Source organism: Bacillus sp. USDA818B3_A (assembly GCF_009928415.1).
GTDB lineage: Bacteria > Bacillota > Bacilli > Bacillales > Cytobacillaceae > Neobacillus.
This window is the reverse complement of sequence record NZ_JAABNN010000006.1, coordinates 15551-32700: the sequence shown is the minus strand read 5'-3', so window position 1 is coordinate 32700 and position 17150 is coordinate 15551. Positions and strand designations below refer to the sequence as shown.

Annotated in this window: 13 protein-coding genes; 2 read left to right on the top strand and 11 right to left on the bottom strand. The window is 38.8% G+C overall.

Going from position 1 to position 17150, the window contains the following annotated elements:
- Positions 1-23: 23 nt before the first annotated feature.
- The gene (locus GXK58_RS12760; protein ID WP_237389655.1) at positions 24-3686 is read left to right on the top strand and encodes a polysaccharide deacetylase family protein; all 3663 of its coding nucleotides are present in this window, start codon (positions 24-26) and stop codon (positions 3684-3686) included.
- Between the two features lie 61 nt (positions 3687-3747).
- Here the strand turns inward: GXK58_RS12760 and GXK58_RS12755 are convergent, their stop codons facing one another.
- The 8 genes from GXK58_RS12755 to map all read right to left on the bottom strand — a co-directional run bounded on the left by GXK58_RS12755 (position 3748) and on the right by map (position 12021).
- A complete protein-coding gene (locus tag GXK58_RS12755) occupies positions 3748-4824 on the bottom strand; it encodes a copper resistance D family protein (protein ID WP_160723406.1) in 1077 nt (358 codons plus the stop codon).
- Between the two features lie 5 nt (positions 4825-4829).
- Entirely contained in the window at positions 4830-5378 is a 549-nt protein-coding gene (locus tag GXK58_RS12750; protein WP_237389654.1) for a copper resistance CopC family protein, read from the bottom strand.
- 172 nt (positions 5379-5550) lie between these two features.
- On the bottom strand, positions 5551-6627 hold the full coding sequence (locus tag GXK58_RS12745; protein ID WP_160723402.1) for a PrsW family intramembrane metalloprotease: 1077 nt from the start codon (positions 6625-6627) through the stop codon (positions 5551-5553).
- Between the two features lie 99 nt (positions 6628-6726).
- Positions 6727-7695 (bottom strand): ring-cleaving dioxygenase, encoded by a 969-nt coding sequence (locus tag GXK58_RS12740; protein ID WP_160723401.1) that lies wholly within the window; start codon positions 7693-7695, stop codon positions 6727-6729.
- Positions 7696-7714: 19 nt separating this feature from the next.
- Complete coding sequence (locus GXK58_RS12735; RefSeq protein WP_160723399.1) at positions 7715-8323, bottom strand: alpha/beta hydrolase; 609 nt, start codon at positions 8321-8323, stop codon at positions 7715-7717.
- Between the two features lie 161 nt (positions 8324-8484).
- On the bottom strand, positions 8485-9963 hold the full coding sequence (locus tag GXK58_RS12730) for a SulP family inorganic anion transporter (RefSeq protein WP_160723397.1): 1479 nt from the start codon (positions 9961-9963) through the stop codon (positions 8485-8487).
- Positions 9964-10238: 275 nt separating this feature from the next.
- Complete coding sequence (locus GXK58_RS12725) at positions 10239-11177, bottom strand: AEC family transporter (protein WP_160723395.1); 939 nt, start codon at positions 11175-11177, stop codon at positions 10239-10241.
- Positions 11178-11280: 103 nt separating this feature from the next.
- The gene (gene map / locus GXK58_RS12720) at positions 11281-12021 is read right to left on the bottom strand and encodes a type I methionyl aminopeptidase (protein ID WP_160723393.1); all 741 of its coding nucleotides are present in this window, start codon (positions 12019-12021) and stop codon (positions 11281-11283) included.
- Positions 12022-12214: 193 nt separating this feature from the next.
- On the opposite strand from map, the gene GXK58_RS12715 reads away from it, so the two are divergent.
- On the top strand, positions 12215-13558 hold the full coding sequence (locus GXK58_RS12715) for a D-serine ammonia-lyase (protein ID WP_160723391.1): 1344 nt from the start codon (positions 12215-12217) through the stop codon (positions 13556-13558).
- A gap of 17 nt (positions 13559-13575) precedes the next feature.
- On the opposite strand, the gene GXK58_RS12710 is transcribed toward GXK58_RS12715, so the two are convergent.
- The 3 genes from GXK58_RS12710 to GXK58_RS12700 all read right to left on the bottom strand — a co-directional run.
- Positions 13576-15069 (bottom strand): pyruvate kinase, encoded by a 1494-nt coding sequence (locus tag GXK58_RS12710; protein WP_160723389.1) that lies wholly within the window; start codon positions 15067-15069, stop codon positions 13576-13578.
- 152 nt (positions 15070-15221) lie between these two features.
- Positions 15222-16580 (bottom strand): arsenic transporter, encoded by a 1359-nt coding sequence (locus GXK58_RS12705; RefSeq protein ID WP_160723387.1) that lies wholly within the window; start codon positions 16578-16580, stop codon positions 15222-15224.
- Positions 16581-16822: 242 nt separating this feature from the next.
- The coding region (locus GXK58_RS12700; RefSeq protein ID WP_237389653.1) for a hypothetical protein at positions 16823-17150 on the bottom strand (328 nt) is incomplete at its 5' end.

Below are 17150 nucleotides of genomic sequence, written 5' to 3'. Positions count from 1 at the left end.
CCACACCTATAAGGAGGTATTCTGTGAATCGAATTTTTAGATGGATGGTGCGATCACTTTTTGCACCTGTCACTGGTAATAGAGGCGCTATTGCGAGTTCGTTGGGATTTTTCTTGGCTTTCTTACCTGCCTATAGTTTAAGAATTCCGTTATTGATTGTTCTCTCCCTTTTATTTCGCCTGAACATAATCGCTATATTTCTTGGAACTTTAATAACCTTACTTATTCCAAATATTAAGGAATTGCCCTTTCTAAATTTACCTATTTTAAAAGGCTATAATTTAACACCGGTCTTGGGAGGATCAGTCGGACTTGTTTGTTATTTTTTCTTTCTTTGGTTTTATAATTTGGGACTGAAAAAAGAGCAACAAAATCAAGAACATGTTTTCCTTGATCCTGCGAAAAGACGCTGGACAGTTTTTAAAAGGATGACTGCAGGATTTACTATACTGATTGTTTTAGTTTCATTTGTTTTTATTAAAAGTCTTTATAAGGATCCAGAGTTTCCTGACCTGCAACTAAAGACAAATGAAGCAGCGAGCGGGATTGAACCAATTAATCAGGCCTTCACTGAAGAACAGCTTACCACACAGCTAAAACAGACAGATTTTTCTACGCCTGCACCATTTAATGAGGTTCTAAATAATAGGAAATCCCTTTCAACTCAACAAGAAGTTTATGCTTTTTATGTTAACTGGGATGAAAACAGTAAAGCTTCTTTCAATGAAAACATTGATTCTATTACAACCATAGTGCCGGAGTGGCTGCAGCTTACATCAGATCTGGGCTTAAAAACTAGCACTGATCCGTCTATTATTAAAGAGGCATACGATCATCAAATTAAGATTCTCCCTGTCGTTAATAATTATCTGAACAATAAATGGGATGGGGAAGCTCTTCACCGATTATTTACAACTCCCGGTGCTGAAGATCGGTTTATTAAAGAAATGTTGGACTATGTGAGATTCAATGCCTTTGATGGTATTAATATTGACTTTGAAAATATTGATCCAAAAGACAAAACTAATTTTTCAAGTTTTGTAAATAAAGTTTCTGATGCATTTCATAAAGAGAATCTCTTGGTAACAATTGATGTCCCGCCAAGTAACGCTGCTTTTGACTATGCTTCTATTGCCAATCATGTGGATCGAATGTTTGTTATGTTATATGACCAGCACAACACCGCAAGTAAGCCTGGACCTGTTGCATCAATAGATTGGGTAATACATAGCTTAAAGCAGCTCAATATCCCCTCCCAAAAGTTAATTGTCAGTTTGGGCAGCTACGGATATGACTGGGAAGAAAACTCTAAGAAGGCTGCTGAAACGGTTACCTTCAGAGATATCATGAATCTTGGAATCGGGACCAATCTCCAAATCCAATGGAATAAACAATCAGGCAATCCTTATTTGCGATACAAACTGAACGGAAAAAACCATACGGTTTGGTTTTTAGATGCCGCTTCATTCTATAATCACATGAAGATAGGCATAGCTAGTGGTTCCAAAGGAATCGCCGTTTGGCGTTTAGGTTCTGAAGATCCTTCAATCTGGAACTATATCAATCAACCAAAGGAAATGGACAATCCATCCAATGCCCTTAAAACATTATCTAGTCCTGAACCTGTTAAATATTCAGGGGCTGGGGAAATTTTAAAAGTAGTAGCTCAATCCGAAAAGGGAAAAAGGACCATTCAAATGGATTCCCATGGATTGATCCAAAATGAGACCTATACTAAATTACCAAAGCCTTTTGAAGTGGTTCGTTACGGCAAACCTAAACAAAAGGAAATCGTCCTTACCTTTGATGACGGACCGGACCCTATCTATACACCACAAATATTGGACATTTTAGAAAAGTATGATGTAAAGGGCTCCTTCTTTATTGTTGGTGAGAACGCCGTGCTCCATCCAGATCTAATTAAAAGGATGTATAGTAAAGGTCATGAAATTGGCAGTCATACGTTTACACACCCTGATGTCGCATCCACCCCAACCTGGCAAACCAAATGGGAGTTAAATGCGAATCAAAGACTTGTACAAGAAATTACCGGCCACTCGATGACCCTCTTCCGTCCTCCGTACGCAGCAGATGCGGAACCAAGCACAAGGAAAGAGTTTCTGCCTATTATCCGTGCACAAAATATGGGTTATACGATGGTCGGTGAATTAATAGACTCGGACGATTGGCAAAAACCTTCTAGTGATGAATTGGTAAACCGAGTATTGGAACAGCTGCCAGAGGGAAATGTAATTTTGTTCCATGATTCTGGGGGTGACCGCTCGAATACGGTAAAAGCACTGCCAGTAATCATTGAAGAGCTGAAAAAGCGCGGCTATACTTTTACAACAATCGGTAATTTGATTGGAAAAACAGATAGTCAGGTTATGCCCTCTGCCAGTAAGGACAACCCTTATTTGATCTATGACAAGGTTGTATTTACGCTTATGCAGGGCTGGCGTTTTGGATTAACTGCCCTTTTCTACTCAGCTATTATTTTAGGAATCTTGCGGCTGGCCCTCTTTATCTTCCTTTCTAGAAGACAGGTAAAAGAGTATAAAGAGACGGAAATTGACGCTGACTTTACTCCTTTTGTAAGTGTCGTTATTGCTGCTTACAACGAAGAAAAAGTAATTTGCAAAACAATTAATTCCATTCTATCAAGCGATTATCCAGCTTTTGAAATTTTGGTCATTGATGATGGATCAAAGGATCTTACCTCCGCTGTTGTGGAGGAAACTTACGCAAATCATTCGCTGGTCAGATTAATTAAAAAATCCAATGGGGGAAAATCTTCCGCTGTCAATCTTGGATTTAAAGAAGCAAACGGAGAGATTGTGGTTGCCCTTGACGCAGATACACTTATTGCCGGAAATGCCATTTCTCTATTGGTTAACCACTTTAAAAATGAACAGGTCGCAGCTGTTTCAGGCAATGTAAAAGTCGGTAATAAGGGGACCCTCCTTACAAACTGGCAGCATATCGAATATGTAACAGGCTTTAACTTAGAGAGAAGAGCATTTGCTGTGCTTAATTGTATTACCGTCGTACCAGGGGCAATTGGTGCATGGAGAAAGTCTGCAGTAGAAGAAGCTGGATATTATCAAGAAGATACGTTGGCAGAGGATACCGATCTTACTCTGACTCTTTTACGACTAGGGAAAAAAATTGAATTTGAGGAAAAGGCTTATGCCTTTACAGAAGTGCCGGAAGATATAAAAAGTTTGACAAAACAGCGATACCGATGGGTTTATGGTACATTACAATGCTTATGGAAACATCGCGATGCTTTATTTAATAAAAAACACCACTCATTGGGATTTATCGGACTGCCAAATATGTGGCTTTTCCAATATATCTATCAAACCATTTCGCCGATTGCAGATATTTTGTTTATCTTAGCTCTTTTTAATGACCATCCCAAAAAAGCGGCGATTGGATTTATACTTTTTTACCTATTTGATTTTGTTACATCACTCTATGCGTTTCGATTGGAGAAAGAAAATCCGAAACCATTGGGTTCCTTGTTTTTGCAAAGAATCTTGTACAAGCAGCTAATGACTTATGTCGTGATCAAATCTATCTTTGCCGCATTAAAAGGAGTAACCGTTGGCTGGAATAAACTGAAACGAAATGGAAATGTAACACAAGAATCTTATATGGCGAATGTAAAGCAAAATCTATAATGATTATAATAAAAGGTCTTTCTCCGTTGAGAAAGACCTTTTTTAATTGATTTTGTTCCACTTATATACTTAAAGAAAACATAAAGCCAGCATAAAGTACGACAATAAAACAAACCCCAAATATGACTCCTAATAATGGTTTTATCCTTTTAAAGCTAATGAATATCATAAATAAAAATAGAATTGACATGATAATTAAAACAACGGATTGTAAATTAGGTGAAAAATGGATATTTAAGGTAGTAATAATGTCTTTCCCTATTAACCATTCGGCCCATTTGGAAGGCCCTTCAGATTTAAGGGTAAATTCGATCTCATGCGGCGGTGATAATGTTCCCATGACGCCAGTGACATAAAAAATAATGAATAAAAAAATACTCTCGCCCCTAATCCAACTTATTGGATTAAAGGAGTCAGTTTGGATCGATTTCCTTGCTAGAAAACCATTGATTAACGCAAATATTAACAACGGGATGATACTGATATGTTTTAGCAGAAGCATTTGTCCATAAGGCAGGACCCATGCCTTCACATAATCCCTTGGTGACACCATAAAAAGCATAAGAATAAAGCCGCTTATAAGGATGATGATTAGGCTGATTATAGCTAGAGGTGTAAACCAGCGTAAAAACCTGCCCCAAATGGCGTGTTCTTTTGAAAACCAAGCAACATGCAGTAAGATTCCCGTCCACAGAGTAACCATTAAAAAATGGAGGCTATGCGACAACAAGCCAGGCCAAAAGGCTAATGACGCTGTGTGACTTGAATAGCCAACTCCTAAAATCATCAGTAAGAGCAGGATTGCCTGCAAATATTTAGAAGCGTTTAACTGCAGTGCCATCCATAAGAAGGTAGCCATAAATCCAATAAAGATCCATGCCTTCCCAACTTGGAAATCGATGAAAACGGTTTGAATGGCTAAACTTAGTCCCACACCATCTTTAAAATAGAAAATCGTTTGTAAAATCGGACCTAGTGTAAAGATAATGATTCCCAGTGTTGACAGCAATAGAAATGGTTTTGCTATTCTACTTTTTGGCTTACTTGCTTCGGGAACAAATTGCAATGCAACATGTCCTACTAAAATAGAATATAAAAAATAATTGCCAAACTCAAAGATTGGAATTAATAATCCCATGACTATTATCGTTTCCTTCTAAATAATAGGAACGCTCCTAAAAGCAGAACCACCACAATCGCAAGTGTAACTGCCGTCTTTACGCTTGATGAGGATTGATTGGCTTCATTGTTTGCTTTTGTTTCTGTAGATGTTTCTTTTTTCGGTTCTTCTTCTTTTGTTTTTGTTTCAGGCTGCTCGGTATTTGTATTTGGAACTGCCGCTGCCTCTTTTTCGACATTAAACGTAATTTCGCCTGATAAAGGATGGCCGTCTTCCCCGGCAATATTCCATTGAATCGTATAGGCACCATTTTCCAATGGTGAGGATAAAGTTCCGATTAACTTATTCTCTTGGGGTGTAACACTGGTAAAAGTAATTTCTTGGCCCTCTTTAAGTAACTTCATGGTACTTAACGATTCAATTTCCCCTTCATATGTAAGAACGATTTCTTTCAAATCTTCTTTAACAACGGCACCGTTTGCTGGATTTGATACGGTCAGTTCCGTATGTGCACTTACTATTGTTGGAATGAATAATAATGTGCTGATTAATAAAAATAATAGTTTTTTCATCATACTCTCCTATTTCTACCCTTTTATTATTAGTAAATCTTTTTCCTATTACATTGTAGTGTAAAAAAGGTTAATTGAAAACAGTTCTCACAGAAAAAAGTTATACAACATTAAGATTCTAAGATAAAATAAGCCCCCGGTATTTGTTTATACACTGGGGGCTTGTTCTCTGTTAATTATTGGGCAAAACATTTAACATCGTTTTTTTATTTTCTATTTCCTTTAGACCTGCACGAATCAGCAGAAAAACCACTACCCAGGAACATAGCATTAAAAAGATCTGCCCTATGGGAAACATTCCCGTAATCGGGGTGTCCCACAGCGCATGTATTAAAACGACTAACGCGAAGACACGGAGGAATTTAATTTTGAATAACATCCTGAAATTAAACGGATTCTCACCTTGTACCCTGCAGAACGCTGACCCTGTTAATGCTGCCCAGGCGACATGCCCGCCTGGAGCAAAAATCCCGCGCCATAGGATCGTGCTATATAAACTTTGCCCATCCCCTGACAACAAGGCCCTTAAAGCATAGCCTGCTGTTTCAAATGCGGCAAACCCAGCCCCGACGGCAGCTCCAATCAGAAGTCCGTTTAAAATATACTTGTATTTTCTGTAACGAACGAAACTAATGACAATAATCGCTTTGGCAAGTTCTTCAACGATTCCAATCGTAATCGGATTGATATTATTCCTTAGAATATCAAAAAACATAAGTGCGGCCAGCATCGAAAGAATTCCACCGATAAACACGATATAAATAATCCTGTAAAAGGAAATATTTTGCGGTGCGTTCATTTCCCAAAAGAAAATCAAGGTAGTCAGCGGTACCGAAAAAGAACCAACAATGATAAGACCAGGAATAAAATTCACATTCTTAAAGTAGTCAACGCCTATGTACAAACCTGCAAAGGCTAGAAGGGCAAAAATGAACACCCTAGCAAACAGCCAAGGTTTGGGCCAGGTCTCTGTTACTTCTGTAATTTTCGGTGTCGTGAGAGCTGTTCCTACGATGAAAAGCCGTTCAGCCTCTAACTCACTATGATCTCGGAATACACGTGAAAAGATATTTTGAAATTTCGGTTCGATTGAACGTTCAAACTTCGGCACCATGTCCACGTAATGGGCGAACTCATAAAATAAGCTGTTTTCGTCTTCTTGTGTGTTGTTCTTAATAAATTTTTCACCGCAGCTTAAACAGAATTTAACTCCATCCGGATTGGTATAGACACATTGCGGGCATTTCAATGAACTTCACCCCTTTTGGTTTAGTCTTAGTTAATTTAACCAATTCACACAAAAAAAACAGATGAATTTTCATCATCTGTTTTTTAGTAGTAAACCATATTAATTCAGTTCAAGAGGTCTTAAGTTTGCTTCTATTTCTTCACGCCTTTGTTCTAAGAATGGAGGCAGTGCCAGTTTTTGTCCCATGGTTTCCAGCGGTTCGTCGGTTGCAAACCCTGGTGTATCGGTTGATAACTCAAACAGAATTCCATTAGGCTCCCGAAAATATAATGCCTTAAAGTAATAACGCTCCACTTTGCCGGAACTAGCAATGCGATTGTCCTTTAAACGTTGGGCCCATTGATTGTATTCTTGTTCATTTGGCACCCGGAAGGCTACATGGTGAACGCCGCCGCGGCCAATCCGTGCTCGTGGCAAATCAGGTCTTGGTTCGATATGGACCTCCGCCCCACTTCCTCCTTCCCCTGTTGCGTAGACCATAATCTCAGGGAAATCTCCTTCGAGTGAAGGATAGGAACTAACATAGCGAAAGCCCATGATTTCGGTTAAAATACCAATAGTGGGTTCAGCCATACTCACGGTAAGTGTGACAGGTCCTAAACCAATGATGGCATGTTCGGTGGGGATATCTTCCCGTTGCCAAGGAATCCCTGCTCTCACACCTTTTTCTCCGTTATCCGCCACTAGAACCAAACGTGTTCCTTCGTAGTCGCGGAATGCTAAGCTGTCCCGCCCTGCTCTTTTTTCGATTGAATCATGAGGTATTCCATGCTGTTTAAAACGTTCTTGCCAGAAAACAAGAGAATCAGTCGTCTTAACCCTTAACGAAACAGTAGAAATATCGGATGTCCCTCGGTAAGAGTGACCCAATCCCGGGATATCAAAAAACGTTACCTCCGTTCCGGGAGTCCCCTCGGCATCCGCATAGAAAAGGTGATAAGACTCCGTATTGTCTTGATTCACGGTTTTTTTAACTAATCTCAATCCTAAGACTTTTGTATAGAATTCATAATTTTTCTCGGCTTTTCCTGTTAAGATCGATACATGATGCAGTCCCAGCAATTGCATAAACGAGCCTCCTTATCCCTTATCCAATAATCCCTTTATACCACTCTGCCGCTGCCTCAACCTCTTCACGTGTTAATTGATGACCGCGATTCTCCCAGTGAAGCGTAACAGAGGCGTTTGCTTTCTGTAATATCGATTGCAATTCTTCTGACTCTGTTGATGGACAAATGGGATCATTCGTTCCAGCCGCTATAAAGACACTTTTCCCTGTTAAATCAGGAAGTTTAATCCCTCTTCTTGGAACCATCGGATGATGAAGGATGGCTGCCTTTAGGGCGTTTTGATAGTGAAATAACAAACTCGCTGCAATATTGGCGCCATTAGAGTATCCCACAGCAATGATATTGTTCCTGTCAAACTCATATTTTTGTGCCGCTTCATCTAGGAACTCATCAAGTTCTTTCGTACGGAACACTAGATCCTCTTCATCAAACACTCCTTCACTTAATCTGCGGAAAAACCTTGGCATGCCATTTTCTAATACATTCCCTCGAACACTTAGCACAGAAGCTTCATCATCGATCATTCCTGCTAAGGGGAGCAAATCTAACTCATTCCCGCCTGTCCCATGGAGTAAAAGTAATGTTGGTTTGGTCTGTTTTTTTCCTTTTTGAAAGATATGCTTCATTTATATTGCTCCTTTTCATAAACGCTATTTTGTTAGCTTCTCCAATCTTAAACAAATATTGTTTAGAATTAAAATATCTCGAATATGAGATAACGATAATATATTTATTGATTTTAGTCAATAGAAAAACACGCTGAATCTTTTCAGCGTGCTTTTTAAAATCATTGGCCAGCAGCTTTTTCCAGCGCTCCTGGTTTATTATGAATGGCGATTTTATCAATAAGTAAATTGCTTTCTTGATTTAAGCCTTTTAGATTAACCTTCACACCATTTTGATGGTACTTTATGACGACTTTATCGATGGCACCAACGGCAGAGTCATCCCATAGGTGAGCATTTGATAAATCTAGATCTACTTCGTTTACATCTTCTTTAAAATCAAAGCTGTTAACAAAATCAGTTACCGAAGCAAAGAATAGCTGACCTGTTACTTGATAAATCTTTTTATTTGTCCCTTTTGCTGAGATACTGGTTACCTTCACTTTAGAAATCTTGGAGGCAAAGAAAATAGCACTTAATATAACCCCAACTAAAACGCCCAATGATAAATTGTCAGTCATTACTACAGTAATGACTGTAATAATCATTACGATCGTGTCAGTTACAGGAATTTTTCTAATGTTCTTAAGAGAAGACCAGTCAAACGTCCCTATCGATACCATGAACATAACTGCAACGAGTGCAGCCATAGGAATCTGAACGAGGAATCCTTGAAGGGAGACAATCAGTGTCATTAGGAAGGCCCCTGCAATAAAGGTAGACAAGCGGCCTCTACCGCCTGATTTAACGTTTATAACAGATTGTCCAATCATCGCACAGCCAGCCATCCCGCCAAATAAACCGGAGACGATATTCGCGATCCCTTGACCTCTTGCTTCTTTATTTTTATCACTATCGGTATCTGTCATATCATCTATAATGGATGAAGTGAGTAATGTTTCCACCAATCCAACAAGAGCAATCGAAATGGAATAAGGAAAAATAATTCTCAATGTCTCTAAATTAAACGGGATATCTGGGATTAAAAACACTGGCAGCTTGGATGTTAATTCACCTAGATCACCTACTGAACGAACATCACTGCCTGTTGCAATCGAAATGACTGTCATCACAATGATGGCAACCAATGGAGCTGGAACCACTTTTGTAAAACGTGGCAGTATATAAATAATCACCAGCGCACCCGCAACCATTGCATACATTTGCCAAGTGGCCCCTTCAAACTGAACTAATTGAGCTGAAAAGATTAAAATGGCTAATGCATTAACAAAACCTGTCATTACCGAACGTGGGACAAACTTCATCAAACGACTAATTTTACATGCCCCCATAATGATTTGAATGACACCAGTCAGGATGGTGGCTGCGAGTAAATATTGCAAACCATACTCTTTAACTAAAGATGTCATTATGAGTGCAGTTGCTCCCGTTGCAGCAGAGATCATTCCTGGTCTTCCACCTACAAAAGAAATGGTTACCGCAATACAAAACGATGCATACAACCCGATCATGGGGTCGACACCTGCAATGATGGAGAAGGCAATCGCCTCGGGGATGAGAGCCATTGCAACAACAATCCCAGCTAAAACATCTCCTTTAATGTTACCAAACCATGAATATTTAATTGTACTTAAATTCAAAAAACGCACCTCTCTCAATTGGTTTTAATCCAGCTTAAGTGACTAACCGCATATGTCATTGCTAATAGTCGCTTCCGAATTATTTGTTGACTTTCAACTCTCATGAAAGTCGGGGCCGTAGTTAACAAAACACAGTATATATAAATGTGAACAATTTGTGAAGTTAAATGAAAGCGGAAACATCATCTTCAATCTTAAGATTTCTTCGTTTTTCACGTATTTCCTATATAACTTTAACAATCAGTAAAAAAGTGAAGGCAGTGATTGCCTTCACATTAATGGAATAGGAACATAAGCAATGCATATAGCAGCGGAATCGTTACAAACGAACAAACGGTACTTATTAAAACACCGATAGAGGCATAGTAAACATCTCCACCGTATTTTTGAGCATAGAGTGATACGGTTGATGCACTTGGTGTGCCTGTAATGAGCATAGCTGTAGTAAGAATAGGAAAGGAGACATTTGTTTGTATGAAGGGGAGTAAAGATAATGGGATAATGAGGAGTCTGGTAATGGTGACAAGCCAAATACTTGGTTGTTTACATAGCTTGATCATTTCTCTAATCGGTAAGGTTCCTACTAAACTGCCGATCAATAGCATTGACAGAGGGATTGTTGGAGCACCCAATTCGTGCAACAGATTTACGGCCATACCAGGCAATTTTATAGGTGAAAATAGCAGCAGGACACCTACAACAGTTGCAGCAATTCCAGGATTGAAGAACACCTTTCTCCACTGTACTTGTGTGCCTTTTCTAACGAATAGATAAATTCCATATGACCATATGAGAAGCAGATAAACTAAATTAAAAATAGCCGTATAGATAATCCCTTCTTCTTGAAAAAGAAGATAACAAACCGCATATCCGATAAAGCCTTGGTTTCCGAAAATAATCAGCGATTCAAAAACCGCTTCCCTAGACTTTCTAATTTTCATTTTCTTACGCAAATAAAAGGCCATCAAGCAAGCCACTGCAAGAGCATAAACGGAAAACAAAACAAGTATGATTAAATACGAATAGGAATGGGCCTGAGGGGATAGATTCATGGAATACAAAATTAAGGAAGGCAGCGTTATATATAAAAGGATTTGGGTGAGTACCTGTTCTGTACGTTCAGGAAGGATCCCTAATCGTTTTGTGATGAAACCGATTAATCCGATCACGTAAAGGACTACTAATTCTTGCAGTAAAGGAAATAATTCATTCATTTTTCCCCCTCCCCTGCTACTATATGAAAAGGATTAATATCGGGTGTTTCCATTAAAAGCTGCAAAAAAAGAAAGCGTACCAAATACGCTCTCTTCACATGAATTATTTAGTTAAAATAATGGGGCCATCCTTTGTAATGATTAATGTATGTTCATATTGTGCAACAAAACTTTTTTCAGTAACAAATGTCCAGCCATCTTCTAGTTCAAATACTTCTTCATCCAATGTGCTGATAAACGGTTCAAAGGCGATAACCATGCCCTCTTTTAAAAGTCCATGATCTGAGGTTTCATTGTAATTATAAATGTACTCAGGTTCTTCGTGAATCGTACGGCCAATCCCATGACCTGTAAGGTTTTTAATGACCGTTAACCCTTGGTTTTTCGCAACTTGGTGAACCACTTTACCCATCCCTGAGATTCTTGAACCAGGTTTTGCTTTCTTTAAGCCTGCTTCAAACGCCTCTTTCGCTACATCACAAATTTTTGTTAGGATTTCTTCGCCTTTTCCCACCACAATGGATACACCTGTATCAGCAAAATATCCATTCTTGGATCCAGACACATCGATATTCACTAAATCCCCTTCTTGGATCACACGTTCTCCAGGGATTCCATGTGCAACTTCTTCATTCACACTAATACATGAATAGCCCGGAAAATCGTATACGCCCTTAGGAGCGGAAATGGCTTCTTCTTTTTCAAAGAGCTCTCCAGCAATTTCATCGAGTTCTTTCGTTGTAACTCCTGGTACAGCTCTTTTTACCAGTTCATCTCTGATGGATGCCACGATTCTGCCAATTTCTTTTAAACCATTTAAATCCTCTTCTGTTTTTACAATCATTGGTCTTGCCCCAATCTACATTTTTATTAGTAAAAATACCATAACTTAGATTTTACTCGTCCTTACGCAAAAATCCAAGTATTGTTGATTGTTCTTATTTTTTCGAATATGATCCCTCTTTCTTGCTTTCTATACAATCAGTAACCAAGGAATGGTAAACTATTACTAACTAAACATACTTGGAGGGATTCTCATGAATCCATTAACGAATGAAAGTTCGCTTGATGCCGAAGCGCTTGACTTACTTGCCAAAATGAAAGCTCTAGATGAAGTTTTTTGGTTGAATCCTAGGCTTCAGCAGGGTCAGAAAGGTCTTGGCACCGCTCCGCTCACTCTTAACGATATTAAGGATGCAGAAGAACGTTTAAGTCGATTCGCCCCTTACATTGCCCGCGTGTTTCCTGAAACTAAAGCTGCTGATGGGAAGATTGAATCTAACTTAGTTAAGATTACTAAAATGAAAGATAACCTAATGAAAAATTACGGTCAGCCTTTTCCAGGGGATTTATGGTTGAAATGTGACAGCCACCTCCCCATTTCCGGTTCCATTAAAGCCAGAGGTGGAATTTACGAAATCCTTAAGCACGCGGAGGATTTAGCCATTGAACAAAAGATTCTTACAAAAAAGGATGATTACTCGATTCTAGGCAATGAAGAATTCCGCCGATTTTTTTCAAAATATAGCATCGCTGTTGGCTCCACTGGTAATCTAGGCTTAAGCATCGGGATTATTAGTGCCAAATTGGGGTTTAGGGTAACGGTCCATATGTCTGCCGATGCGAAAAAGTGGAAGAAGGATCTGCTCAGAAGTAAAGGTGTCCAGGTTGTGGAATATACCGGCGATTATAGTAAGGCGGTTGAGGCTGGCCGAATTCAGGCAGGTAAGGACCCATTTTGTTATTTCGTAGATGATGAAAACTCACAACAACTATTTCTCGGATATGCTGTTGCCGCCTTAAGATTGAAAAACCAACTGGAGGAACTTGAGATTCAAGTAGACGAAGACCATCCATTGATGGTCTATCTTCCATGTGGGGTCGGTGGAGCTCCTGGGGGAGTTACGTTTGGTTTAAAGCAAATTTTTCAAGACAATGTTCACTGCTTTTTTGCTGAACCCACTCATTCACCCTGCATGTTACTTGGATTAATGACAGGTTTGCATGAAAAGATATCCGTTTTAGATATTGGGATCGATAATCTCACTGCTGCTGATGGGCTTGCTGTTGGAAGACCGTCCGGATTTGTTAGTAAAATCGTTGAGCCGCTCTTAAGTGGAGCTTATACCATAAAAGATGGGGAATTATTTAAGCTATTAAAGGACCTTGCTGATACAGAAAATATTAAATTAGAACCTTCTGCCTTAGCAGGAATGATTGGCCCGGTGAAACTTTGGCTTCAAAGCAGCCAATTTGTCCAGCGATATCAAATGCAAGAAAAAAAGCCTGTTCATATTGTATGGGCAACAGGCGGGAGTATGGTTCCAGACGAGATTATGGAACAGTATTATAAAAAAGGTGATTCTTTTTTAAAGAAATAGCTGTGAAAAAATACACGCTATTTCTTCCTTTTTATGTCAGATACACCGTATTGCCTTGTAAAATTGGTTTGATCGTTATGGATACCGTCATCCTTTGAACAGACCAATTTTTTTAACATTTTCAATGCATCAACCACATGGGTCCCTTTATTTAGCATGATGCAAGCGGCTCGTGTCCCATAATCTGCATCTATGATTTCCGCTCTTCTTGGTATCCCTTTTTTTGTGAGATTTTCAAATACACCTGTAGCCCATATAACCGGCGTATAGGCAGAGGTACAAATGGTTAAAATTTCATCCTGCACAAAGGATAAATTTTCAGCCCCCACCTCAACCGCTAAATCCCCTCTCGCCAGCATGATTCCGAATTTTTCGAAGCTTAGACCTTCTAATAGAATTCTCGCCAAATGGTTGACAGCATCTTTGGTTTCAATTTTGTCATGTCTGTTCAATAATTCTAATTCAGTACGTAATTTTTTCAAGTCTAGTGGAGAATGGACAAAAGAAATACCTAAAATATCTGCATACTTAGCGACAAATGGTAAGTCCGATAAATCCTTTTCTGTTAAAGCGGGGAGATTTAAGCTAAGGAGAGAATCAGGCAAATTTAACCCCTTCCCCTCTTTTATTCGTAACTGTTTACCTGCGGGTGCAAGAATCTCAATTTCTATAAAATCAGTGGTAACCTCTGCTGCGCTTCCGTGAATTTTCCCATCATCTATAAAAATAGAATCACCTTGGCGAACATTTCGAAACGCTTTTTCCAGTGAGACCGGAACACCCGCGGGAATACCCTCTGCTGAAGGATGCCCATCCATTCCTGGATTTAGATATAATCGCAATCGATCTCCTTTAATAATATAAATAGGATCAGCTGGGATTTTTCCTATACGTACCTTAGGTCCTGCTAAGTCCATATAAATCTTACATGACTTTTGTTTAGGATACTTTCCTTCGATTTTTAATTTCTGCTCTGTTTTCTTTAAAGAAAGTACTAATTGCTGCCATACCTCTACATTGTCATGAGCACAGTTAATCCTCGCTACATCCATTCCATTTAATAATAATTCATCAATAGAGGATGGTTGTTTTAAAATTTTTGAATCTATTGTCACCATAATGGTTGTGTGATTCGTGTCCGTTACTCTCCCAAACAAATCATTGCAGCGTTTCTTTATGATTTTTCTTGATTCATCTGGAGTTGGCACCATCAATTTATTAGGGGAGAGTGGAATTGCATGGATATGATTTAAAATTTTTTCTAAAGTATAGATAACGTGCACAGGTGACTGAATAAAATCAGCGAAACCTTGATCCATTAATTGCTTGGATAGTCCTAATAAATGTTGTTCCCGTAAGGCAAGATAAGATACTAAATTGTCCCGGCACTTTTTTCTGTCTTCTTGTAAGTCTTGATAATCTTGAACGAGATTACCAGCTTGAGTGATTTGATGATAAATCTTTTGTAATCGTTGATGAAGATCTTGCTTGTTTAGTGGGAGGTCTACCACATCCCATCACTTCCTTGTATCCAAATACTTAAGGTCTATCCACTATTTATTATTCAATAATGATAAAAGTGGTGTGTAATGGTTCATTACCTTAAATAAAAAAACAAGTTCGATGTCTAGGATGAAATCAAACTTGTTTAGAAGAGGTCTAATTATTTTATAAAAAACAGTAAAAGCCATAGATACAAACCAATTAAGGTGAATAGTAACGTGGGTGGTATAACGATAAGTGTTACTTTTATATACTGAAACCAAGTAATTTTGATTTTGTTTTTCTTTAATATATACATCCAAATGAGAGTCGCAAGGGTGCCGATTGGTAAAATGAGTGAACCAATATCACTTCCGATAATATTCGCAAGATAAACAGTTTTCATCAGAAAAGGATTAAGTCCCATATCCGTTAATGCTAATGTCGAAACCATTAAGGCAGGATGGTTGTTAAATAGGTTGGATAAAAGCGAAGTGATGACACCCATCGTTAAGCTTGCATGGAATAAGCTGTCATTAACAAACGGTTTTAGGTTTTCAATTAAATAGGCGGTCAAACCTATGTTGTGTAATCCAAAGATGATCACGTACATGCTGAAGGCAAAGATTAATATATGCCAAGGGATCTTTTTAAGGACGTCCTTTGGATTAACTTTTAGATAGATCCATCTCCAAATTAACAGGAGCATTGAACCGCATACAGCCACCAGCGATACTGATATTCCAAAAAATGATGCAACGAAAAGACTAATTCTTACCAGGAAAACGAAGACTAGCATTTTTATCATTAGTTTCTTTTGTTTCTCGAAAGCGTTTTCGTCATTTAGTTGCAGCGGATGGTAGGGGCGGTTTTTATGCAGCGGGATGGTGTAGGAATGGAAGCGAATTACCGGTGGAATTTGGTTTTTAAAAACAAGGAACAGTAAATAGGATAGGAATAACAGCCCAAGGACACTCGGTACAAACATCATTTCAGTTTGAAGATAAAGATCCATTCCAATTATTTTCAGTGCAATGAGATTGACAATATTACTTACCCCGATCGGTGCACTGGATGCTGTTGCGATTAACGCACCACTAAGGAGATATGGGATTTTTTGTGAGTTTTTTAATTTTAAATTGTTTAAAATGAGAATTAGAATTGGAGTCGTTATGAGGATACTTCCATCGTTGTTAAAAAATAATGTCATTAAAAAGCATAGCAGCAAGGTATTCCAATATAAGCGGTAACCTGACCCCTTTGACAGTTTAAGCATTAATGCGGCGGTCCAACTAAAAAAACCTATGCTTTCAAGAACAATTGCCATAACAATTGTGGCAATGATGGTAATCGCAGCCCCGGTTACCTTTGAACTAATGTCAAGCAAGTCCCCTATTGAAACACTGCCACTAAGAAAAACGAGTAAGGCTCCGATGCTTGCTGGTATAGCTTCGTTCATATTTTTGGGACGGATAAAGATCATTACCATTGTGAGAATAAAAGTAAATATTGTAATGACCACCGTCAGTTGATGATACATAAAATTGAATTTACTCCCTTCTTGTAGTTTCCTTCTATTGATTTTCCGTTTATTTATTCTTGTCCTTTGCAATATAGTACGTCCCATTAGAAGGCTTGTTCTAAACGAATATCACGGATTGCCAGAAATCAGCGTTTAACTAGAAATAATGTTATGTATGTAGATGGATTTTTGTCTATATTTACATTGTTAGATAGGTACCTAAGCAACAAGAAAAGCAGTTTCTTATGTTAGAACCAGACTTAAATAATAAAACCGGTACTTGTTGAGTACCGGTTTATCATTATTCTATTACTTATTACCTTTCGGGCCCTTTGGTCCACCTTTAGGACCTTTGTTGCCTTTTGAGCCCTTGCTGCCTTTTGAGCCCTTGCTGCCTTGGGAACCTTTGCTGCCTTTTGAGCCTTTGCTGCCTTGGGAACCTTTGCTGCCTTTTGAGCCCTTGCTGCCTTGGGAACCTTTGCTGCCTTTTGAGCCCTTGCTGCCTTGGGAACCTTTGCTGCCTTTTGATCCCTTGCTGCCTTGGGAACCTTTGCTGCCTTTTGAGCCTTTGCTGCCTTGGGAACCTTT